The organism is Bartonella sp. OC68QHHN (assembly GCF_042193875.1).
In the GTDB taxonomy this organism is placed as follows: domain Bacteria; phylum Pseudomonadota; class Alphaproteobacteria; order Rhizobiales; family Rhizobiaceae; genus Bartonella; species Bartonella grahamii_A.
On sequence record NZ_JBHIME010000019.1, the window covers coordinates 130,505 to 152,137 of the forward strand.

At 34.8% G+C, this 21,633-nt stretch carries 22 protein-coding genes; 11 read left to right on the plus strand and 11 right to left on the minus strand.

The window, feature by feature from the left end; genetic code table 11:
- Positions 1–37: 37 nt before the first annotated feature.
- From metG to ACFIJ0_RS02420, 4 genes are all read left to right on the plus strand, one after another.
- Entirely contained in the window at positions 38–1,597 is a 1,560-nt protein-coding gene (gene metG / locus ACFIJ0_RS02405; protein ID WP_375623617.1) for a methionine--tRNA ligase, read from the plus strand.
- A complete protein-coding gene (locus tag ACFIJ0_RS02410; protein WP_375623615.1) occupies positions 1,587–2,360 on the plus strand; it encodes a TatD family hydrolase in 774 nt (257 codons plus the stop codon). The genes metG and ACFIJ0_RS02410 overlap by 11 nt, the downstream gene beginning before the upstream one ends.
- 11 nt (positions 2,361–2,371) lie before the next feature.
- A complete protein-coding gene (locus ACFIJ0_RS02415; protein ID WP_375623613.1) occupies positions 2,372–3,181 on the plus strand; it encodes an MBL fold metallo-hydrolase in 810 nt (269 codons plus the stop codon).
- 109 nt (positions 3,182–3,290) lie between these two features.
- On the plus strand, positions 3,291–3,650 hold the full coding sequence (locus ACFIJ0_RS02420) for a hypothetical protein (RefSeq protein WP_375623611.1): 360 nt from the start codon (positions 3,291–3,293) through the stop codon (positions 3,648–3,650).
- Between the two features lie 351 nt (positions 3,651–4,001).
- Here ACFIJ0_RS02420 and ACFIJ0_RS02425 read toward each other — a convergent pair whose 3' ends face one another.
- Genes ACFIJ0_RS02425 through pcsA form a run of 3 tightly spaced genes read right to left on the minus strand, consistent with a single transcriptional unit; the run spans position 4,002 to position 6,295 of the window.
- Entirely contained in the window at positions 4,002–4,415 is a 414-nt protein-coding gene (locus tag ACFIJ0_RS02425) for a DUF6163 family protein (protein ID WP_375644187.1), read from the minus strand.
- Positions 4,412–5,458 (minus strand): enoyl-CoA hydratase/isomerase family protein, encoded by a 1,047-nt coding sequence (locus ACFIJ0_RS02430; protein WP_375623607.1) that lies wholly within the window; start codon positions 5,456–5,458, stop codon positions 4,412–4,414. Before ACFIJ0_RS02430 ends, ACFIJ0_RS02425 begins: the two co-directional genes overlap by 4 nt.
- 21 nt (positions 5,459–5,479) lie before the next feature.
- On the minus strand, positions 5,480–6,295 hold the full coding sequence (gene pcsA, locus ACFIJ0_RS02435; RefSeq protein ID WP_375623605.1) for a phosphatidylcholine synthase: 816 nt from the start codon (positions 6,293–6,295) through the stop codon (positions 5,480–5,482).
- Between the two features lie 181 nt (positions 6,296–6,476).
- Here pcsA and ACFIJ0_RS02440 point away from each other — a divergent pair, with 181 nt between their 5' ends.
- The 4 genes from ACFIJ0_RS02440 to sodC all read left to right on the plus strand — a co-directional run bounded on the left by ACFIJ0_RS02440 (position 6,477) and on the right by sodC (position 9,598).
- Positions 6,477–7,688: a UbiH/UbiF family hydroxylase gene (locus ACFIJ0_RS02440; RefSeq protein ID WP_375623603.1), complete on the plus strand. Its 1,212-nt coding sequence runs from the start codon at positions 6,477–6,479 to the stop codon at positions 7,686–7,688.
- Positions 7,689–8,085: 397 nt separating this feature from the next.
- Positions 8,086–8,430 (plus strand): hypothetical protein, encoded by a 345-nt coding sequence (locus ACFIJ0_RS02445; protein ID WP_375623601.1) that lies wholly within the window; start codon positions 8,086–8,088, stop codon positions 8,428–8,430.
- The gene (locus tag ACFIJ0_RS02450) at positions 8,408–8,764 is read left to right on the plus strand and encodes a hypothetical protein (RefSeq protein ID WP_375623599.1); all 357 of its coding nucleotides are present in this window, start codon (positions 8,408–8,410) and stop codon (positions 8,762–8,764) included. The genes ACFIJ0_RS02445 and ACFIJ0_RS02450 overlap by 23 nt, the downstream gene beginning before the upstream one ends.
- Positions 8,765–9,079: 315 nt before the next feature.
- A complete protein-coding gene (sodC, locus tag ACFIJ0_RS02455) occupies positions 9,080–9,598 on the plus strand; it encodes a superoxide dismutase [Cu-Zn] SodC (RefSeq protein ID WP_375623597.1) in 519 nt (172 codons plus the stop codon).
- 290 nt (positions 9,599–9,888) lie between these two features.
- On the opposite strand, the gene ACFIJ0_RS02460 is transcribed toward sodC, so the two are convergent.
- The 7 genes from ACFIJ0_RS02460 to ACFIJ0_RS02490 form a co-directional block, all read right to left on the minus strand.
- Complete coding sequence (locus ACFIJ0_RS02460) at positions 9,889–10,377, minus strand: hypothetical protein (protein ID WP_375644188.1); 489 nt, start codon at positions 10,375–10,377, stop codon at positions 9,889–9,891.
- Between the two features lie 57 nt (positions 10,378–10,434).
- Complete coding sequence (locus tag ACFIJ0_RS02465) at positions 10,435–10,836, minus strand: SUF system Fe-S cluster assembly protein (protein ID WP_375623593.1); 402 nt, start codon at positions 10,834–10,836, stop codon at positions 10,435–10,437.
- Complete coding sequence (locus tag ACFIJ0_RS02470; protein WP_375644190.1) at positions 10,829–12,073, minus strand: cysteine desulfurase; 1,245 nt, start codon at positions 12,071–12,073, stop codon at positions 10,829–10,831. The genes ACFIJ0_RS02465 and ACFIJ0_RS02470 overlap by 8 nt, the downstream gene beginning before the upstream one ends.
- Before the next feature lie 10 nt (positions 12,074–12,083).
- Positions 12,084–13,346: a Fe-S cluster assembly protein SufD gene (sufD, locus tag ACFIJ0_RS02475; RefSeq protein WP_375644191.1), complete on the minus strand. Its 1,263-nt coding sequence runs from the start codon at positions 13,344–13,346 to the stop codon at positions 12,084–12,086.
- Positions 13,347–13,357: 11 nt separating this feature from the next.
- Positions 13,358–14,113, minus strand: coding sequence for a Fe-S cluster assembly ATPase SufC (gene sufC / locus ACFIJ0_RS02480; RefSeq protein WP_375623588.1), 756 nt, complete (start codon positions 14,111–14,113; stop codon positions 13,358–13,360).
- Positions 14,114–14,273: 160 nt separating this feature from the next.
- The gene (gene sufB, locus ACFIJ0_RS02485; RefSeq protein ID WP_375623587.1) at positions 14,274–15,785 is read right to left on the minus strand and encodes a Fe-S cluster assembly protein SufB; all 1,512 of its coding nucleotides are present in this window, start codon (positions 15,783–15,785) and stop codon (positions 14,274–14,276) included.
- Between the two features lie 171 nt (positions 15,786–15,956).
- Positions 15,957–17,102: a cysteine desulfurase family protein gene (locus ACFIJ0_RS02490; RefSeq protein WP_375623585.1), complete on the minus strand. Its 1,146-nt coding sequence runs from the start codon at positions 17,100–17,102 to the stop codon at positions 15,957–15,959.
- A gap of 160 nt (positions 17,103–17,262) precedes the next feature.
- On the opposite strand from ACFIJ0_RS02490, the gene ACFIJ0_RS02495 reads away from it, so the two are divergent.
- From ACFIJ0_RS02495 to ACFIJ0_RS02505, 3 genes are all read left to right on the plus strand, one after another.
- Positions 17,263–17,943 carry an alpha/beta hydrolase gene (locus tag ACFIJ0_RS02495; RefSeq protein ID WP_375623583.1) on the plus strand — a complete coding sequence of 227 codons (681 nt, stop codon included), beginning with the start codon at positions 17,263–17,265 and terminating at the stop codon, positions 17,941–17,943.
- Between the two features lie 312 nt (positions 17,944–18,255).
- Complete coding sequence (gene tyrS / locus ACFIJ0_RS02500) at positions 18,256–19,509, plus strand: tyrosine--tRNA ligase (RefSeq protein WP_375623581.1); 1,254 nt, start codon at positions 18,256–18,258, stop codon at positions 19,507–19,509.
- A gap of 190 nt (positions 19,510–19,699) precedes the next feature.
- On the plus strand, positions 19,700–20,185 hold the full coding sequence (locus ACFIJ0_RS02505) for a peroxiredoxin (RefSeq protein WP_375644192.1): 486 nt from the start codon (positions 19,700–19,702) through the stop codon (positions 20,183–20,185).
- 250 nt (positions 20,186–20,435) lie between these two features.
- Here ACFIJ0_RS02505 and prfB read toward each other — a convergent pair.
- Positions 20,436–21,564 (minus strand): peptide chain release factor 2 gene (prfB, locus tag ACFIJ0_RS02510; protein WP_375644194.1). Its coding sequence is split into 2 segments (ribosomal slippage): positions 20,436–21,494 and positions 21,496–21,564, totalling 1,128 coding nucleotides; the frame shifts between segments, so codons are not numbered across the junction.
- Positions 21,565–21,633: the final 69 nt, after the last annotated feature.

Below are 21,633 nucleotides of genomic sequence, written 5' to 3' on the forward strand. Positions count from 1 at the left end.
ATATCTTTTATTGATGGCGTTTTAAAACGAGTATGACATGCGTGACACATATTACATAACAACTCCCATTTTTTATCCTAATGGTGCTCCACATATTGGACATGCTTATAGTGCAATTGCAAGCGATGTCTTAGCCCGCTTTCAACGATTAAACGGAAAAAATGTATTTTTTCTTTCTGGTACAGATGAGCATGGTCTAAAGATGCAACAAACCGCAGCAGCATTAGGCATGACACCTCAGCAACTTGCAGATCGTAATAGTGCTGTGTTTCAAAAAATGCTTGCAGTATTAAATTGTTCTAACGATGATTTTATCCGTACGACAGAAGAACGCCATTATCAAGCTTGTCAAGAAATTTGGAAAAAGATGGAAGCAAATGGCGATATTTATCTCGGTCGTTATACGGGGTGGTATTCGGTTCGCCAAGAAGCCTATTATGAAGAAAAAGATACGGAAATTGGACCAGACAACATCCGTCGTGAGAAGGAATTAGGCTCTCCAGTTGAATGGAATGAAGAAGAAAGTTATTTTTTTAGACTTTCTCACTATGAAAAGCCTCTTCTTGAATATTATGAAAAACATCCTGATTTTATTGCTCCATTTGAGCGGCGTAATGAAATTATAAGTTTTATCAAATCAGGTTTAAAAGATATCTCTATTTCACGCGCAAGTTTTAATTGGGGAATTACTGTTCCAGAGAATCCAAAGCACGTGATGTATGTTTGGGTTGATGCCCTTACAAATTATCTATCAGCAATTGGTTTTTTCAATGAAAATTCAAAAAAACGTGATTTTTGGCCTGCAAATACGCATATTATTGGTAAGGATATTATTCGTTTTCATGCAGTCTATTGGCCGGCATTTTTAATGTCTGCTGGAATTGAATTGCCTAAAAATATTTTTGCACATGGTTTTTTACTTAATCGTGGTGCAAAAATGTCAAAATCTATTGGAAATGTCGTTGATCCTTTTGAAATGGTTGATCATTATGGTCTTGATCAGGTTCGTTATTTTCTTCTCCGTGAAGTGCCATTTGGACAAGATGGTAGTTATAGCCATGAAAGCCTTGTAAACCGTATTAATGCTGATCTTGCTAATGATCTTGGTAATTTAGCACAGCGCTGTTTGTCTATGATTGCCAAAAATTGTGATGCAAAAGTCCCTAGACTAACTTCATTTTTAGCTCAAGATAAACAACTTTTAGAACAATCTCTTCAAGTGCTTGAAACTGTACACCAAGCTATGTCTTCTTATAGTATGCATTTAGCACTTTCAGCTATTTTTTCAATTGTAGCAGATGCCAATCGCTATTTTGCCAACGAACAACCTTGGAGTTTACGTAAAAATGATCGAGAGAGATTTTCTACAGTTCTTTATATAACTGTAGAAACCTTGCGGAGAATAGGAATTATGCTTTTGCCTTTCATACCCCAATCAGCAGCGAAACTTCTTGATAGCCTTGCGGTTGCTGAAAATGATCGGTTATTGTATCATATAAGTCATTCAAAAATTCAAGAAGGGCTTGATCTTCCACCACCAGAACCGATTTTTCCTCGTTATATCTTGAAGAAAGAAGACACTCATCATGTTGATTGATACACATTGTCATCTTGATTTTGAAGATTTTTCACAAGATTTGGATAATGTTATCCAACGGGCTTTAGATGCTGACGTTAAACGTATGATAACAATTTCAACCCATGTTCATAAGTTAGATAAGCTGTTAGCCATTGCACAAAGCTATGATCAAGTCTTTTGTTCCGTTGGAACACACCCCAATCATGCGCATGAAGAACAAAATATTACAGCGGAAGAGCTTATACAGCTCTCGAATCACCCTAAAATTGTTGCGTTTGGGGAAGGGGGGCTTGATTACCATTATGATTATTCTACACCAGAAGAACAAAAGAAAGTTTTTCAAGAACATATCATTGCTTCTCGAGAAACACAGATTCCTCTTGTTATACATTCACGCAATGCAGATATCGATATGGAGAAAATATTACGTGAACAGATAAAAAAAGGAGCTTTTCCCTTTATCCTTCATTGTTATTCGTCTGGAATGCAACTTGCTCGTGCTGGAATTGAACTTGGTGGTTATATTTCTTTTTCAGGTATTCTTACTTTTAAAAACGCACTTGAAATCCGTGAAATAGCAAAAATTGTGCCCCATGAGCATTTATTAGTGGAAACAGATGCTCCATTCTTAGCACCTAGTCCCCATCGGGGAAAAACAAATGAACCATCTTTTGTATGCTATACAGCAGCTGTTTTGGCTGAAACAATTGGCTTAAGCATTGAAGAAACAGCTCAAATAACAACGCGTAATGCTTTTCGTTTATTTAGCAAAATGAAATAAGGCAAAAGATTATGTGTGATCAATACCGATTTACAATATTAGGTTGTGGTCCTTCTCCAGGAGTGCCACGACCCAATGGTGATTGGGGAACATGTGATCCGAATAACCCTAAAAATAAACGCTACAGAAGTTCTTTATTAGTTGAACGTATTAAACCTTCAGGAGAGAAAACAACGATCGTTATTGATACAGGTCCAGATTTTCGCTCACAAATGATTGATGCGCGTGTAAGCCATCTTGATGCTGCTCTTTACACACATTCTCATGCAGACCATATCCACGGTATTGATGATTTACGCAGCTATGCACTTGCACAAAAATGTTTAATAGATGTCTATGCCGACAGATTTACACTAGAGCATCTCAAAAGTGCTTTCGGATATTGTTTTCAAACACCAAAAGATTCATCTTATTCTCCCATTTTAAAAGAGCACCTTATCAATGAAGATAGCCAATTTATTATTCAGGGGCAGGGCGGAGCAATAAGTGTCAATACACATTTACAACACCACGGAAACATCCATTCCTTAGGTTTTCGGATTGGGAATGTTGCCTATTGTACGGATGTTAGTGAATTTCCTGAAAAAACTTTATCCAAATTGATGAATTTAGATGTTCTTGTCATTGAAGCTCTTCAATTTAAATCCCATCCGAGTCATTTTTCTGTTGATCAAGCATTACAATGGATAGAATATTTAATGCCAAAACAAGCAATACTTACACATATGGATAGATCGCTGGATTACAACAAGGTTATAAATTATGTTCCATCCTATGTAAAACCTGCATATCAAGGTCTTACTTTTGAAACAGATGCGTAAGCTTATTATGGGCAACATTTTAAGTTAAATAAAATACTTTTAAATTTATCCTTTATTTTTTTTTACTTTTGACATATTTAGTGCTTTTTATATTGAACATGAGGCTTTTATGTATAAGAATTTTAAGCGGGGCGTATGTATTGTGGTTTTAGCGTTTTCCTTGACAGCATGTGGAGGGCGTTTAGAAAAAAATATTTCAACGACAACAATACATGACGGATCAATGAGTTGTGCCGATATTCAACGGGAGTTCTTTGCTAATAAACGTCAGATTAATGATACAATTGCAGAGCGTTCTAAAGCAAGAAATAAAAATGTGGCTTTAGCAGCAGCAAGTGTTATATTTGTACCTGCTTTATTTTTTATGGATGTAAAATCAAATGAAAGTAATGAAATTTCAGCTTTAAATAATCGTAATGCTGTTTTAAGTGATCTTGCACGTATAAAACGTTGTAAAATAGTACAGTAATTTTTATTATTTATACGACGTAATTTCATTACAACTATTGTGGTCTTTGAGGAACATCCTTAAAGGCCAAATATTTTAATGTGCTGTTCGATTATTATCGCCATTACCATAATTTTGTTTTAAAAGTGAATTGTACGATTACAAATATGATTTATGTTTTAAATTAGGGGTTACTTTGTTTTTCTCTATCGTATTATCGCATAATATATATTATGGAACTTATTGAAAGAGTCTATCTAGGATTAGCGCTTTGAGGAACGTATGTTTGAAAACTGTTTTTAAAAACTTGATGATCTTTTAAGTTAAGTAAGATTGAAAATCGAGCCTGTTATTCTGGCTCGAAAATTTCAATTACGATGTTTTTTTATTTTTTACTCTTTTAAAAAAAATCATCACAATTTGTAGTATTATAAAAGCTAAAAACAATATTCCATGAAATAATGGTACAAATGGCTGATAAATAAAATCGGAATAATATATTGTTATTGCTTCAATCAATGCTGCAACACACCACACAATGATACCCCATAATGAATACATCCAAAGTCCAACTAAGGCAATAGGATAGAGAATAGCCAATATAGCTGATGTAAATTGCCACTGCCAAGGCATAAGATCAAAACGCCATAGAATACCTGGAAAAACACCAACAAGGCGTATCCAATAACAAATACCTAGGACTAAGCAAATGAGTGCCAAAAACCGTAAATAACAGTTATAGATTAAATTGATTTTTGAAATCCGTTTGTGTGAATTATTTTTCACAATAATAACTCTTGCTCAACAGGTTGGAAGTAATAATCTACCATCTCATTTGTTACATTTGAAAGTTTATCTGGCTGCCATTGAGGACTTTTGTCCTTATCGATTAACATAGCACGTATACCTTCATGAAAATCATGTGAATTAATCATATGATGTGCAATGCGGTTTTCAATTTTCATACAATCTTCCAACGTTTGAGATGAATTTTGTTTCATTTGTTTCCAGATAACTTTTAAACTTATCGGAGAACGTGACTGCAAAATATCCAAACATTCTTGAGCAAATAAAATACCTTCATTACTTTTTTTATGTAGCAACTCAAGACATTCTTCTAAGGTATGGACACTAAAACAAGTGTTAATAATACAACGTATTTCATGACTCGTTTCATAGTCTTTTGTAATTGCTTGCTCGTTTAAAGCTAAAGTAGGATCTCCTTGCTCAATAATAGCTTTTCTAATCATATCGAATTCAATTTCAGCAACGGCGTGTGTTGCTAATCCTAAATTTAAGCAATCTCCCCACTTTATGCGTGCGCCTGTTAATGCAAGATAGATGCCAAAATGATTGGGAAGAGATGGTAAGAAAAAACTTGCACCTACATCTGGAAAAAATCCAATCGCACCTTCTGGCATAGCAAAAACTGTATTTTCTGTAACAATTCGATGCGAACCATAGATAGAAATACCTACCCCTCCTCCCATCCAAATACCGTTTAAGAAAGAAATGTAGGGCTTTGAAAAACGTTTGATATAAGCATTTAAACTATATTCGTCACTAAAGTATTGACAAGCAAAGGCACTTTTTCCCATATGATAGATTTCTACAACATCTCCACCTGCACAAAAAGCACGCCCCTCCCCTTCAATTAAGACACAAGAAACATTATCATCTGTTTCCCATGTTCTGAGAGCTTTTTTTAAAGCTGAAACCATTCGTTGATTAAGAGCATTTAATGCTGAAGGGCGTGTGAGCTTTATAATACCAGCACGCCCTTCTTTCGTAAAAGAAATATCATCATCTGCTCCAAAATCAATTTGCATCTCTAACCCTTCTTAAAATAACTATTTCGTTGTTTTTTTATATTTTTTTCCAAATTGAGGAAATATTTGCATGATTGCTCCAATACAATATATATAAATTCCTGTTATCGAAATTCCTATTTTAACCCAATAAGGAGCCTCTAGTTGATAAAAGAATGCAGAAACACCAAAAAAACACCATAAGAGAAAAATTGGAAAATTAACTCTACGTAAACGAAGAACTCTTACTGGATGGATAAAATAAATTGGCAAAAAAGATATAATCGCCGATAAAACAATAATAATAAAAGTAATCCACTCTCCCGGTCTTACGACAAAAAGCGTAAAAATCATCATATTCCAAACAACAGGAAACCCTTTAAAAAAGTTTTCTTTGGTTTTCATACTAGTATCTGCATAATAAATAGCAGATGAAATAACAATAATTGCACTCAATGAAAATGATAAGCCTACCCCCATAAAACCACTTTGATAGAGTGCAAAAGCAGGAATTAAGACATAGGTCACGTAATCAATAATATTATCTAACAGCTCTCCAGACCATGTTGGAAGAACGTATTTAACATCAAGTTTGCGTGCAATTGGTCCATCTATACCATCAACGAGAAGTGCAAGCCCAAGCCAACAGAACATAGCTGTCCATTCTTTTTGAGAGGCTGATATAAGAGAAAGGAACGCTAAAAATGATCCCGAAGCTGTTAGTAAATGAACAGAAAAAGCCTTTGCTTGTGGCATTGTTACTTTTTTATGGCGTAATAATTTAGCATTTGTTTTAATTTTCTTTGTTAATTTACGTTTCAAGGTTTTCTTATCCTCGTTTTTAAAGTCTTCAACCATCTATCAATACGCCATTTTTTACCGATGATATAACTCAGCATTTTAAAAAATCATAAAAAGGTTACTTTTTTATATCGCATTATTTATTACATACTATAATAGAAGACCTTCATATAATAAAAAGAGAGTGATCATTTGGAAATGTTAAAATATTTTCTCAATGGAAAAGGTTCAAATCGTTGTGATCTTTGAAAAGAAAGAGCATAAAGATATTGCTGTTATTGGTGCAGGTCCTGTCGGAATGTTAGCCGCTCTGAGTCTTGCACATGAGGGGCTTTCTGTTTTTCTTGTTGGCCCCTCTGCTCATACAGATGAGTTACGGACAACTGCTCTTATGATGCCTGCAATACGCATGCTTCAAAAACTCAATATTTGGGATAATCTTCAAAAACATGCAGCTGCTTTATCATACATGAGAATTATAGATATAACTTCTAGAATTGTGCATGCTCCTACGGTGCATTTTTCTTCTGCTGAAATTGGTGAAAAAGCTTTTGGCTATAATATACCTAATGTAAAATTGAACAGTGCTTTAGTCGATGCTGTTACACATACGCCTAATATTACAAGATTTGTTTCTGCAGCCAAATCTTTTCATCACACAAAAAAACATGTATCTATTACTCTTGCTGATCGTAGAGTCCTTCAAGCACCACTTGTTGTTGCAGCTGATGGACGTCACTCTCTTACACGTACCGCAGCAGGGATAAGTGTCAAACAGTGGAATTATCCACAAAAAGCACTTGTTCTCAACTTTTCTCATGAGTTTTCTCATCAAAATACATCAACCGAATTTCATACAGAACATGGTCCATTTACACAGGTTCCACTACCAGGGCGAAGATCTAGTCTTGTATGGGTTGTTCATCCTTCTCGTGCTGAGGAATTATTGAATATAGAACCAAAAGTAATTGCAAAAATGATCGAAAACCAAATGCAATCAATGCTTGGAAAGGTAAGCTTAGAAACATCAATTCAAGCATGGCCGCTTTCAGGACTTCTTTCTCATCATTTTGCTGCTAATCGAACAATTTTAGTGGGTGAAGCCGCTCATGTTTTACCCCCTATTGGTGCACAGGGATTGAATTTAGGATTCCGTGATGTCCAAACTTTGATTGATATTTTACCCAATAAAATATCTAATTTTAACTTTGAAATGATTGTTGCACATTATAACAAATGCCGCAAACCAGATATATTAATCCGAAGTGGAGCTGTTCATACACTTAATTCTGCTCTACTTTCTCATATGTTGCCTGTTCATATCTTACGAAGCGTTGGGCTTGGTTTGTTACATAGTTTCTCACCATTACGTAATTTATTTATGCGCGAAGGAATGTATCCCGGTTATGGATTCAAGGAAATTATGCAAATATCTAACAAAATCATCTAAACAGCTCTACTGAGCAATAATAAGCAATATAATCGCTCTATGATTTAATATTGCATTTTTAATCATATATATTATTAATGTGAAAAATATTTTTGTTCTTTCTAATAAAACATGTATAATTAATATTAGTATAAATCATTTTTATTAAAAATTATTATATATTTAGCATACTGATATGAAATAATAGAGAACTTAATTATAGATTACAGCTGAAATTGTAAAGATATCTTTCTAAATCATATCTGTTAAATTTTGCACTATAAAGCAAATGAAAAATAATACCGTTTTGAAATATTTATTTTATAACATTAAGTATAATATTAAAAATAAAATCATCTTGGGAACCTGTTAGTAACACAGAGGTTAATGAAGTGTCGTTTCAACAAATGGTGACAAGATGAAACTAAATAAATTTTTGAAATTAAGTATTTTTTTTATAGTGATTGTATGTGTCTCGTTGATAGTCACTACTTCAATCAGTGAAGTTTTTCATCTTCCTTATTGTCAAACCTTTACCTATAGCTCTACTCAAAATGTCACTAAAATAGGTCAGAACTCATTTACTGCTTCACAAGTTAAAAATTGTCTTATGCAAAATGGTTTTGAGAATATTAAACGATTGCGTTTAGATGACAAAGGCATCTGGCGTGCTTTAGTAAAATTTAAAAAGTCTCATTTTTTCGTATCGGTTGACTATTCAGGAACAGTTAGCATTCAAAATGAAAGAAAAAAATATGATTGATTTTAAAACTTACAGCAACGTTTCTTTTCATAGCTGTAAGAAAAAAAAATTAAAAAAGTGCTGCCATTCTATTAAAGAATTTGCTTTCATTGGCGGATTAAATGGTAGCATATCAGGAGCTATCGCGGCAACTCTTGCAGCTTATGGTTATATTGCTCTTCCAGGATTTGGTCCAGTTATCACAATGGGTATAGGAGTAGCACTTTCTGCCGGAATGATAATAGGAACATTGGTAGGATCAGGAATGGGAGGGAGTGTCGGTATATGCTGTATTTTATGGGAAATTTATATGAATCATAATAATTTTTTCTCTTATAAATTTTATAATGAATAGAAATTTCTCGTCATTTTTTCTATTAAAAACAATTAAATCATATGTTTGTTTTTTGATGAAACGACTATCATATTATAAATGAAATAATATCTAACTTATTAAAATTTCTTGCTTAATTCCTTATTACACCTCAAAAAGTAGATTTTTTAAAGCATCTCTTGAAGAATTGTAAGCGAAATATAATTATTAGTCTATGAAAGCTATATTTTTTATAGATCAAAAAATAAGAGTTATCTTCAGAAAAATATATATAATTTAATTAATAATTATTTTTATAGATAATAATTTATTTAAATATAATTATAAAGGTATTTTATGAAAATATTATTATTAGTTTTTATGGCATTTTTAATTCATAAAAATTCTGCATTAGCACTATCAACACAAGTAAATATTTATAAATTAGAAGATAATAATTCCAAAAAGGCTATTGGTAGCATTAAAATTGAAGAAAACACATACGGTTTGATTTTTATCCCTAATTTATCTAATTTATCAGAAGGGATGCATGGTTTTCATGTACATGTAAATCCTTCATGTGATACAAAAGATGGCATAATTGGTGGAAGCGCAGGTGGACATTATGATCCGGAACATACCGGAAAACATTTAGGACCTTATAATATCAATGGTCATCTTGGTGATTTACCAGCACTTTATGTTGATAAGCAAGGATATGCCATGATGAGCGTTCTTTCTCCACGATTAAAAAAAATCTCTGAAATTAAAGGGCACTCTTTAGTCATTCATTTAGGGGCAGATAATCAATCAGATAAACCATTACCGCTTGGCGGAGGTGGTGCGCGTTTGGCATGCGGTATTATTAAAAAATAAAGAGAGTATTGGGGCAAACTGTGACAGTACACACTTCCTTTACCATAAGATCTGAGAGAAATTTATTTTTTTAAATCTATTTCAAGAAATTGAGTAAACTGTGTGAATATTTTATAAAATTAATGTTTTTTTTGAATGTTTAATTCGGATAACAAAAAGCTTAATAATAATCAAAACGAATAGAAATAGAAATTAAAGAAATAGTAGTATAAATTCTCCGTAAGAATACTTCAATATAAGGAAGTAATATTTTTAATGCTTGATGTAAACAAAGCAAATGCGATTATCTTTTAATAATGCAGAGAATTTTTTTCACTCATAGCCCAATTTCTACCATTAGGGGGCATCACTTTACGTCCAGAAGGTGTGATGATTTCATAAATATCCTTAAGCGTTACTCTTTTTACGGATAAGTCTCCAGATTTCCAAGAACCGCGGGAATCATTATCAGGATTTTTATAGCGGGCATCCATATTGCTTGAACGAGGAAGTAAATTAGGGCGCCAAATCGTTTTGTTTTTGGCATAACCCATTATAAAATCATGGTTATCAGAAAGCCATTTTGTATCATTTTGTGGAGCATATTTCTTTTGCCAAATAATATTGTTGATGAAATTTTGGCAACCAAAAATTTCATCCGTCATCACTTTAAGATAGAATATTTGATTTGAGGCATGATAAGATTTCTCAAGATCTTCTAATAAGATACGAGGCTTTAGTTTGGGGCATTTTTCTTTTCCAATCCAGTTAAGTTCTAATTTTGGTTTATTATAATGCATGTAATCGTTTTTAAATCCAAATGTTTGAGAAAAACGATGTATTCACGAACAGTATTGTTAGTACCATCCGACAGCAATTTGAGCTTCTTCTGACATACAATCAGGTGTCCATGGTGGATCAAAAGTCATAGTGACTTCAACATACGAAACCCCTTCAACTGCACTGACTGCATTTTCTACCCACCCCGGCATTTCACCAGCAACAGGACATCCCGGTGCTGTAAGAGTCATTTCAATTTTTACTGAACGATCATCTTCAATATCAATACGATAGATCAGTCCTAGCTCATAAATATCAGCAGGAATCTCTGGGTCATAAACTGTTTTGAGAGCAGCAATAATATCATTCGTCATACGATCAATTTCATCTGCTGGAATTGCTGATATATAAGATTTTTTATTTTTTCTTACAGTTTCAACAGATTCTGTAGAATGACGCTCTTCAATTGATTCAGCCATTAAAAAATGTCCTTGTTTCTTTCAATGCTTCTACTAATTGATCTACATCTTCTTGAGTGTTATACATGGCTAACGATGCACGACAAATAGATGTTAGACCAAAGCGCTGTAATAAAGGCTGTGCACAATGGGTTCCCGCGCGTATTGCAACTCCTTTTCTATCAATAAACATAGCGATATCATGGGCGTGAATCCCTTCAATTGTAAATGATATAATAGCTCCTTTATTGGGAGAATGACCATAAATACGCAATGACTCAACCATTTTAAGTTTTTCCTGCGCATAAGCTAAAAGGGATCTTTCATGGGCATGAATCGTACTACGACCTTTCTCTTGTATATAATCAATAGCTGCAGTTAATCCAATAGCTTCAACGATAGGAGGAGTGCCTGCTTCAAAACGGTAAGGAGGCGCATTATAAAAAACCTTATCGGTTGTTACCTCCTCGATCATTTCCCCTCCCCCTTGAAAAGGACGCATTTCTTCTAATCTATCTTCCTTACCATACAGAACGCCAATACCGGTGGGACCATAAAGCTTATGACCTGTAAAGACATACCAATCACAATCGAGATCTTGCACATCAACAGTTAAATGTATTGCTCCTTGAGAACCATCAACAAGAACAGGAATAGAATTTTGATGTGCTAGCTTAATAATCTCTTTAACAGGAGGCACAGTTCCTAATATATTGGACATATGCGTTATAGCAACAAGCCGCGTTTTTTCACTTAAAGCCTTTTGGAAATCTTCAATGTGCAGAACACCATTTTCATCGACAGGAACAAAAATAAGTTTAACACCTTTTTGTTCACGGATAAAATGCCAAGGAATAATATTTGAATGATGTTCCATGATAGTTAGAACAATCTCATCACCTTCTTTGAGTTTAGGCATAGCCCAACCATAAGCAACAGTATTAATAGCTTCTGTTGCATTTTTCGTAAAAACAATTTCTTCAGCTTTTTGAGCATTTATAAAAACACGAACGGTTTCACGAGAATTTTCATATGATTGTGTTGCTATATTGGCTAAAAAATACATTCCCCTATGCACATTAGCATAACTATAGTGATAATAATTATTCATTGCATTGAGTACTGACATTGGTTTTTGGGCAGAAGCACTACTATCAAGATATGCTAATCGCTTTCCATAAACTTGATGGTGCAAAAGAGGAAAATCACGCCGAATTTCTTCGACATTATAAGTAAATGTTTGTACGTTATTTTCCATTTTTTCTACCTTAAACATTTTTTTCAAGCCATTTACTAATGATAGTCTCCAAAACAATTTGAATATTATCTTGCTTAATGTCATCAATGAGCTCAGAGATAAATCCTTTAATCAAAAGTGCACGAGCCGTTTTAAATGGGATACCACGCGCCATAAGATAAAAAAGATAATCATGATTAATATTAGCAACTGTTGCACCATGACCGCATGCAACATCATCAGCAAAAATCTCCAGTTCAGGCTTTGCATTAAATTCTGCATCATCTGAAAGAATAAGGCTATTACAAGCCATGCGTGCATCTGTTTTTTGCGCTTTTTGAGAAACTCGTATTATTCCTTGGAAAACTCCAACAGCCTTATCTGTAACTACATTGCGTATAATTTCGGTTGATGTTGATTTTTCTTCCATATGACGAACAGTCATTGTAAGATCATTATGTGTTTGTCCTGATAATAAATTTATAACGCGTAATTGAAAATCAGATTCTTCCCCCTGTAATTCAATATCGACTTCTTGGCGATTTAATTGGCTCCCTATATTAATGACATAAAGTGATAACTTTGCTCTTTGATCAAGAACAGCACAAAATCGACCAAATTGTGTAGAATTAAAATCACGATTGCGAATGAGAATCCATGTGACATCACTATCAGCAGCAACATTTAATGAAAATATTGAACTGACAAAGGTATCTTTATCATTGCCAACCTGATGTTCAATAAACATAACTTGACTATTTTTATCAACTTTTATATCCGAAAAAATATGAGATTGTCCCCCCATTTGTATATTTTGTAATTCAATGGGTATATTTAACTTTGTATTTTCAGGGATGTGAAAAAGCCAACCATCTGTAAAAAAAGCTGTATTTAACTGTGCAATAAAATCCTCATCAGAAATGTTTTGATTTATCTGTACAGAATTATCTTCTAATGCGTCTGAAAGGCGTTTTACTATGATATTGTCTACCTTTGACTCTATCAATGTTTTTCCATTGTTTATCGAGAAAACAGCACTTTCTGAAAGCAATGCATCAACTAATTGACTGTCTTGAACTTTTGAAAAATTGCTAATAGACTTCAGTAAGGTACGCAGATTGGTATAATGCCAGCTTTCGATTTTACGGGAAGGAATCCGTGTCGTTTGAAACTGCTCAATAGCTTTCTTGCGGATTTCCTGTACAGCTTTATCACCAGGTAAGTCGTTTACATACTGATTGAAATTACTGAGTATATTTTCTTCAACCGCTAACAAGTTTTGCTGTGCATTCATATTCAATAACCTCAACCCGCTTCTCTGATAAGATCAGCATACCCATTTTGCTCTAAATAAATCGCTAAGGATTTATCTCCGCTTTTGATAATTTGTCCTTTATAAAGAACATGTACCGTATCAGGAATAATATAATTAAGCAGCCGTTGATAATGGGTAATCACCAAAAATGAACGTTTTGAATCCCGAAGTTTATTAACACCATCTGCAACAATTTTTAGTGCATCAATATCTAAACCAGAATCCGTTTCATCTAAAATGCAAAGTTTAGGTTCAAGAAGTGCCATTTGTAAAATTTCAGCGCGTTTTTTTTCTCCACCTGAAAAACCTACATTTAAAGGACGCTTTAGCATATCCATATCTATTTCAAGTTTGGCTGAAACTTCTTTAACACATTTTATAAATTCAGGAATTTTAAGCTCTTTGTCACCTCGTGCTTTGCGTTGAGAATTCATCGCAACTTTTAAAAATTCCATCGTTGCTACCCCTGGTATTTCCATTGGATATTGAAATGCAAGAAAAACACCATCTGCAGCACGTTCTGCTGGATCCATTTCTAAAAGTGATTGTCCATTATAGAGAATCTCTCCTTCTGTTATTTCATAATCATCATGACCAGCAATCAAATAAGACAAAGTTGATTTTCCAGCTCCATTTTGTCCCATGATAGCGGCAACTTCTCCATCTTGAACTGTCAAGTTTAAACCACGAATAACTTCTGTATCGGTCTCAGCAATACGGGCGTGCAAATTTTTTATCTCTAACATAATTTAATCCTGTTTTGGCTGTTTTTTCAGATACCAATGCGTATTATTTTACCTTAGCATCCACCTACTTTTGTAATTACCATAGAGGTCATTTTTAGCATTATTTGCTACTGTTACAGCCTTTTTACTTCAAATCTTCTATTTATCTAATTAAATGAAATTACCCAACACTACCTTCAAGGCTAATACCAATAAGCTTTTGTGCTTCGACAGCAAACTCCATGGGAAGTTTTTGAATGACCTCTTTTACAAAACCATTTACAATTAATGCGATAGCTTCTTCTTCGGGAATTCCTCGCTGCATAACATAAAAAAGTTGGTCATCAGAAATTTTTGATGTTGTGGCTTCATGTTCAAACTGAGCTGTTGCATTTTTTGCTTCAATATAAGGAACTGTATGCGCACCACAATCATTCCCGATTAACAAACTATCACACTGCGTAAAATTACGCGCATTTTGTGCTTTTCGATGTGCTGTGACTTGTCCTCGATAAGTGTTATTTGAAAAACCTGCAGAAATGCCTTTGGAAATAATACGACTGGATGTATTTTTTCCCAAATGAATCATTTTTGTACCGGAATCAATTTGTTGATGACCGTTTGCAACAGCAATAGAATAAAATTCTCCACGCGTATTATCACCACGGAGTAAGCAGGATGGATATTTCCAAGTAATCGCAGAACCAGTCTCAACTTGTGTCCATGAAATTTTAGAGTTATCACCTCGACAATCTCCACGCTTCGTCACAAAATTATAAATACCACCCTTTCCATCTTTATCGCCAGGATACCAGTTTTGTACTGTAGAATATTTAATCTCTGCATTTTTAAGGGCAATAAGCTCAACAACAGCAGCATGAAGTTGGTTTTCATCACGTTGGGGTGCTGTACACCCTTCAAGATAAGAAACATAAGAATCTTCAGCGGCGATAATCAATGTTCGTTCAAATTGGCCAGTGTTACGTTCATTAATCCTAAAATAAGTTGAAAGCTCCATAGGACAACGAACCCCTTTGGGAATATAAACAAATGAACCATCTGTAAAGACAGCAGCATTTAAGGCCGCATAATAATTATCACTTACAGGTACAACTGTTCCTAAATATTCTTTTATAAGTTCAGAATGTTCAATAATCGCCTCTGAAATAGAACAAAAAATCACACCAGCACGTGCCAGCTCTTTTTTGAATGTTGTTACAACAGAAACAGAATCAAAGACTGCATCAACAGCCACCTGTCCCGATACAGACATACTGTCATCAAAAGTAGAGGGATCAGACTGTTTTCTTACTCCTGCCAAAATCTCTTGTTCTTTAAGGGGAATGCCAAGTTTTTCGTACGTTGCTAATAACTCAGGATCCACTTCATCCAAAGATTTTGGTCCTGTATGATTTTTTGGAGCAGCATAATAATAAAGCTCCTGAAAATCAATTTTAGGATATTCAAGACGTGCCCAATGAGGCTCTTGCATTGTCAGCCAACGGCGGTAAGCTTTTAAGCGCCATGTTATCATCCATTCAGGCTCATGTTTTTTAGCAGAAATAAATTTGATTATATCTTCATTTAAGCCTTTTGGAGCTTTATCTGTTTCAATATTGGTTTCAAAACCATATCTATATTGGTCAACATCTATTTCACGTACTTGGCGTATTGTTTCTTGTACTGCCGGCATAAATTTTCTCCATTTTTTGGCGTCAGAAACCGGTAACTAAAAGTCTTGTTTTTTTTTACAAGATTAAAGTAAGTAAGTTATTTCCTAGGCTATAGGTAAAGTGCAAAAATTTCAATCAAACTTATCCTATTTTTAAAATGATTCTAATTTATAATTTTCTGATGAGAAATCTTACCCTTTTTTTCTGCTTATAATTTGAGAAAAAAAGGACAGAAAATCATCAATATCTTCAGAAGTTGTGTCACGCCCTAGCGAAATGCGAATAGCACCATTTGGAACATGATACCCCATTGCCTCCAATACTTTGCTTTGTTTTACTTTTCCCGAAGAACAAGCAGAGCCGGATGATATAGAGAACCCTTCTAAATCAAAAGCAATTTGCATTGTTTCAGCTTTTATATTTTTCACGGTAAAGTAAGTTGTATTTGGCAAACGTTGAACTTTTTTGCCAAAAATTTCAACATTTTTACTTATTTTTTGTAGTCCATCTTCTAATTTATTGCGTAAATATATTAACTGTTTTATTTCCTCCTGTGTGAAACAATCAGCTATTGCTGCTCCAAAAGCAGCAATAAGGGGCAATGCTTCTGTTCCTCCGCGGAGACCTTTTTCTTGTCCTCCCCCAATAATAAGAGGGTGTGGCATGAGAAGATTACTACATGAAACAAAAGCACCGATTCCTTTAGGACCACCAACTTTATGTGCAGACAGTATAAAAAAGTCTCCTCCTAGCTGATTAATATCTACGAAATTTTTATCTACATATTGTGTCAAATCAACAATAAGAGTGCCTCCTAAATCCCGAACAATAGCGGCGATTTCTGTTAACGGTTGAATAACACCCGTTTCACTATTTGCAGCTTGAATAGCAACAAGAGGTAAACCTTTTGTTTTATCGTGAACCGTTAAGAGTGATATTAATTTATCTTGTTGAATGAGTCCATCTTGATTAACAGCAATGACGCTTATCAATTCTTTAGAAAAACGCCCTCCCTCTGCAACAGAGGGATGTTCAGTCGCTCCAAGGTAAAGATGAGAAAATTGAACTTTTGCATTCCCCATATTGTAAAAGGGTGTTAACAAAGTCATTGCTGCTTCACTCGCACCAGAAGTAAATACCACGTGATCTGGATCTGTTTTAAGATTTTCAGCGATTTGTTGACGTGCCTTTTGCAACAAAGTTTTAGCCGCACGCCCTTCCTTATGAACCGATGATGGATTACCAAATATCTCTAAAGATTCCAGTAACGCCATCCGTGCCATTTTTTTGAGCGGTGTTGTTGCGTTATGATCAAAATATCGGCGTTTTATAACCATCTTACATCGCAATCATTAATCTTATGAATTGATGAAAAAAATAGCGCAATTTTCTTGAAAAGCGCACTAAAAAAAGAATATCTAATAATTATTTAAGAGATTCTATGGTAAAAGTCGACCAAGGTCAATGAGAGCCTTTTATTGCATTAAGGAGCATTTTATGCCAGAAATTATTTTTAACGGTCCCGCGGGTCGGCTCGAAGGGCGTTATCAACCTTCACAACAAAAAAATGCACCCATTGCGATCATTTTACATCCTCATCCCCAATTTGGTGGAACTATGAATCATAAAATTGTCTATGATCTCTTTTATATGTTCCAACAACGTGGCTTTACAACTTTACGTTTTAACTTTCGTGGTATTGGTCGTAGTCAGGGTGAATTTGATTATGGAATAGGAGAACTTTCAGATGCTGCTGCTGCTCTCGATTGGGTGCAAACACAACATCCAGACTCTAAAAATTGTTGGGTAGCAGGATATTCATTTGGAGCATGGATTGGTATGCAGCTTTTAATGCGCAGACCGGAAATTGAGGGATTTATCTCTGTTGCCCCTCAGCCTAATGTTTATGACTTTTCATTTCTTGCACCTTGTCCCTCCTCTGGACTTATCATTCATGGTGGTATCGATAAAGTTGCTCCTCCAAAAGATGTTCAAATACTTGTCGATAAATTAAAAACACAAAAAGGAATCATCATCACACAAGAAATATTGGAAGAGGCTAATCACTTTTTTAGTGGATGTCATGAAGAGCTTATTGAGCGATGTACTCACTATTTGGACAACCATATCACCAATGAACTTCTCGCTCCTCCTCCTGAAATACTTTCACTAACTTAGGAAAACACGATAGATTTATACAAAATCAGCAAAAGTCGTCTCTGATTATAACAAAGTAATTTTTTAGTCTGTATTTAAAACTTTTCTAAATCTTATTTCAGGATAGAAATGAGAATAACAGAATGTCTTTTTTCTATTACTGAAAACTCTTTTTTTTTAGCGTAAAAGGAAATAATACCTGTATTATTATCTATATTACCAATATGTCTCTTTCTCTTGTGATGTGTGTATCAGTTATGATAGATAACGTTCCATTAAATAATCACCTATTATATGAAATGAATGTACTCTTAAAATTAGGAAATTGAATCTGTGTTTGCCTTTAAATCTGATTTTTTACACATTATGAGCGAACGTGGTTTTATCTACCAAATTTCAGATGAAAAAGGCTTAGATGATCTTTTTTCAAAAGAAACTGTAAGCGCTTATACTGGATTTGATCCAACAGCATCGAGTTTACATGCTGGAAGTCTTCTTCAGATTATGATGCTTTATTGGTTACAAAAAACGGGACATCGCCCCATTGCATTAATGGGTGGAGGAACCGGTTTGATCGGTGATCCTTCCTTCAAAGATGAAGCGCGACGCCTTCTGACACAAGATGATATTGCTGCAAATATTGATGGTATTAAAAAGGTATTTGCTAACTATTTGACATTCGGTGACCGAGAAACTGATGCTTGTATTGTGAATAATGCCGAATGGTTATGCAATTTAAACTACTTAGAATTTTTGCGTGATGTAGGAAAACATTTTTCTGTCAACCGTATGTTGTCATTTGATTCCGTCAGACTCAGACTTGAGCGTGAGCACTCTTTGTCATTCTTAGAGTTTAATTATATGATTCTGCAAGCTTATGACTTTGTTGAACTTTATAAACGTTATGGGTTGCGTATGCAAATGGGGGGCTCTGATCAATGGGGTAACATTATTAACGGAATCGAATTAGGGCATCGTTTAGGAACACCACAATTATATGCGTTAACATCACCATTGCTGACAACCTCTTCCGGTGCCAAAATGGGTAAATCATTGAATGGGGCTGTATGGCTGAATGCGGATATGCTTTCACCTTATCAATTTTGGCAATATTGGCGTAATATAGAAGATGCTGATGTAACACGATTTCTAAAGCTCTATACCCCTTTGCCAATGGATGAGATTCTTAAACTTTCTGTATTACAAGGGACAGAAATTAACGAAGCAAAAAAAATTCTTGCAACAGAAGTTACAGCAATGTTGCATGGACGTGTTCTTGCCAATGCAGCAGCAGAGACTGCTCGCAAAACGTTTGAAGAAAAAACTCTGGGAGAAAATCTTCCAACTGTTGAAATTAATGCCTCAGAATTAAAAAAAGGTGTTGGATTGCTCACTCTTTTAGTACAAGCAGGACTCGCTAAATCTAATAGTGAGGCACGCCGACACGTTCAAGGTGGAGGTGTACGTGTAAATGATCAAATTATTGAGGATGAAACACATCTTATTATTGAAGGGGATGTCAGTGCAGAAGGAATCATTAAACTTTCTTTCGGTAAGAAAAAACATGTTGTGATGAAACCAGTATAATCTTTTGTTGTTTTGTTTATGTTGTTCACGTCGATCTTGTTCTTCCAATCCAATCGTTGTGATCGGGCGAGTTTTGTTAGGAAAATAAAGGTCTTTTCAAAACAATAATGTTCTAGAGAGTTGAATAGTTCTTTTCTTCTGTATACTCTGATATCTTATACCTGTTACACAAGAAAGAAAGATGAAAACAATGACAAGACCAATGAAAGGTACCCTTGCTCCTGATTTTAATTTGCCTCGCGATGGAGGAGAAACAGTGTGTCTTTCTGACTTTAAAGGAAAACCTGTTGTTTTATATTTTTATCCAAAAGATGACACCAGTGGCTGCACAAGCGAAGCACTTGATTTCACAAAATTAAAGATGAAATTTGATGAAATCGGTGTTGCTGTTATTGGAATCTCTCCAGATAATGTAAAAAAACATGATAAATTTAAATTAAAACATGAACTTGATGTCATCTTGGTTTCTGATGAAGAAAAAACAACCCTCGAAGCTTATGGTGTTTGGGTTGAGAAAAGCATGTATGGACGCAAATATATGGGTGTTGAACGGAGCACTTTTCTCATTGATGCAAATGGAATAATAGCAGAAGAATGGCGCAAAGTAAGCGTATCTGGGCATGCTGAAAATGTTTTAGCTACTGCAACACTTTTACATCATAGTGGTAACTTGTAAATTGAGTGTTTGATTTACTTTAAAAAGCAAAAGTTATCCTCCGAATATCGCAAATTTTTCTTATTTCAGCTTCTTCCTATTACTTGCGATATCATAAGCAGGATTGGCGTGTGAGAAAAAAATTGAAGAAAAGAACAAGAAGATCCCTCTTTGAATCTTTAAAGTATCAAGGGCTATAGTAACATCACAACATCAATAAAACGAATAGCTTAAGAAAAAAATCTACATGGCTTGAAGGAAGGATCTATAATTAACGAATATCCTCAATTTCTTTGTCTTGTCTATAAATGCGCCGTGCGAGTGCAGCCTCTATAAATGCATCTAAATTACCATTAAGTACGGATTGAGGGTCCGTATTTTCAATTCCTGTACGCAAATCTTTGACAAGCTGATAGGGTTGAAGAACATAAGACCTAATTTGATGTCCCCATCCGATTTCTGTTTTAGAAGATTCAGCAGCATTGGTTTCTTCTTCTCTTTTTTTAAGCTCTTCTTCATAAAGCCGTGCACGCAACATCGACCAAGCCGTAGCCCGATTTTTATGTTGAGAACGCTCTGTTTGACATTGAACAACAATACCCGTTTTTATATGTGTGATGCGAACAGCAGAATCTGTCGTGTTAACATGTTGTCCTCCAGCTCCCGATGCACGATATGTATCAATACGCACATCTGCCTCTGAAACATCAACTTCAATATTGTCATCAATAACTGGATAAACCCAAATGCTCGCAAAAGAGGTATGGCGCTTTGCATTCGAATCAAATGGAGAAATCCGCACCAAGCGATGAACGCCTGATTCTGTTTTTAACATTCCATAAGCATTATGCCCTTTTACAAGAATAGTCGCTGACTTTATTCCTGCTTCTTCTCCATCATGAATTTCTAAAATTTCAACCTTCATTTCATGCTGTTCAGCCCAGCGCATATACATACGTAAGAGCATAGAAGCCCAATCTTGGCTTTCTGTTCCCCCTGCTCCAGCATGAGCTTCTAAATAGGTATCATTCGGATCTGCCTCTCCTGAAAGAAGTACGTCAATTTGCCTTTTATCTATCTCATTTTTAAGATTACGTATTGAATTTTCTGCATCAGCGATAATTTCAACATCACTTTCTGCTTCGCCCATCGCGATAAGCTCAATGCATTCTTCAAGTGTTCTTGTAAATGATAAAAGACCATTGATTGAATCATCAAGACGTTGACGCTCACGCATCATATCTTGTGCTCGTCGTGCATCATCCCATAATGACGGATCTTCCGCTTTTTGATTAAGATATTCAAGACGCTTTAGTGATTGATCCCAGTCAAAGATGCCCCCTTAGCAATTGAATTGCTTTCTGGATTTCATCAACTAATGTTTCTATTTCTGCTCGCATAATTTAACACCGTATTTTTTAACATTCTTTCTGGTTATGTCTCTAGAATTTTATACAAATTTGATAGCT

What these genes read in the sequence shown, in the direction of transcription:
- metG (WP_375623617.1), top strand. Translation starts at nt 38, where the DNA reads ATGCGTGACACATATTACATAACAACTCCCATTTTTTATCCTAATGGT.
- ACFIJ0_RS02410 (WP_375623615.1), top strand. Translation starts at nt 1,587, where the DNA reads ATGTTGATTGATACACATTGTCATCTTGATTTTGAAGATTTTTCACAA.
- ACFIJ0_RS02415 (WP_375623613.1), top strand. Translation starts at nt 2,372, where the DNA reads ATGTGTGATCAATACCGATTTACAATATTAGGTTGTGGTCCTTCTCCA.
- ACFIJ0_RS02420 (WP_375623611.1), top strand. Translation starts at nt 3,291, where the DNA reads ATGTATAAGAATTTTAAGCGGGGCGTATGTATTGTGGTTTTAGCGTTT.
- ACFIJ0_RS02430 (WP_375623607.1), bottom strand. Translation starts at nt 5,458, where the DNA reads ATGCAAATTGATTTTGGAGCAGATGATGATATTTCTTTTACGAAAGAA.
- pcsA (WP_375623605.1), bottom strand. Translation starts at nt 6,295, where the DNA reads ATGGTTGAAGACTTTAAAAACGAGGATAAGAAAACCTTGAAACGTAAA.
- ACFIJ0_RS02445 (WP_375623601.1), top strand. Translation starts at nt 8,086, where the DNA reads ATGAAACTAAATAAATTTTTGAAATTAAGTATTTTTTTTATAGTGATT.
- ACFIJ0_RS02450 (WP_375623599.1), top strand. Translation starts at nt 8,408, where the DNA reads ATGAAAGAAAAAAATATGATTGATTTTAAAACTTACAGCAACGTTTCT.
- sodC (WP_375623597.1), top strand. Translation starts at nt 9,080, where the DNA reads ATGAAAATATTATTATTAGTTTTTATGGCATTTTTAATTCATAAAAAT.
- ACFIJ0_RS02460 (WP_375644188.1), bottom strand. Translation starts at nt 10,377, where the DNA reads ATGCATTATAATAAACCAAAATTAGAACTTAACTGGATTGGAAAAGAA.
- ACFIJ0_RS02465 (WP_375623593.1), bottom strand. Translation starts at nt 10,836, where the DNA reads ATGGCTGAATCAATTGAAGAGCGTCATTCTACAGAATCTGTTGAAACT.
- ACFIJ0_RS02470 (WP_375644190.1), bottom strand. Translation starts at nt 12,073, where the DNA reads ATGGAAAATAACGTACAAACATTTACTTATAATGTCGAAGAAATTCGG.
- sufD (WP_375644191.1), bottom strand. Translation starts at nt 13,346, where the DNA reads ATGAATGCACAGCAAAACTTGTTAGCGGTTGAAGAAAATATACTCAGT.
- sufC (WP_375623588.1), bottom strand. Translation starts at nt 14,113, where the DNA reads ATGTTAGAGATAAAAAATTTGCACGCCCGTATTGCTGAGACCGATACA.
- sufB (WP_375623587.1), bottom strand. Translation starts at nt 15,785, where the DNA reads ATGCCGGCAGTACAAGAAACAATACGCCAAGTACGTGAAATAGATGTT.
- ACFIJ0_RS02490 (WP_375623585.1), bottom strand. Translation starts at nt 17,102, where the DNA reads ATGGTTATAAAACGCCGATATTTTGATCATAACGCAACAACACCGCTC.
- ACFIJ0_RS02495 (WP_375623583.1), top strand. Translation starts at nt 17,263, where the DNA reads ATGCCAGAAATTATTTTTAACGGTCCCGCGGGTCGGCTCGAAGGGCGT.
- ACFIJ0_RS02505 (WP_375644192.1), top strand. Translation starts at nt 19,700, where the DNA reads ATGACAAGACCAATGAAAGGTACCCTTGCTCCTGATTTTAATTTGCCT.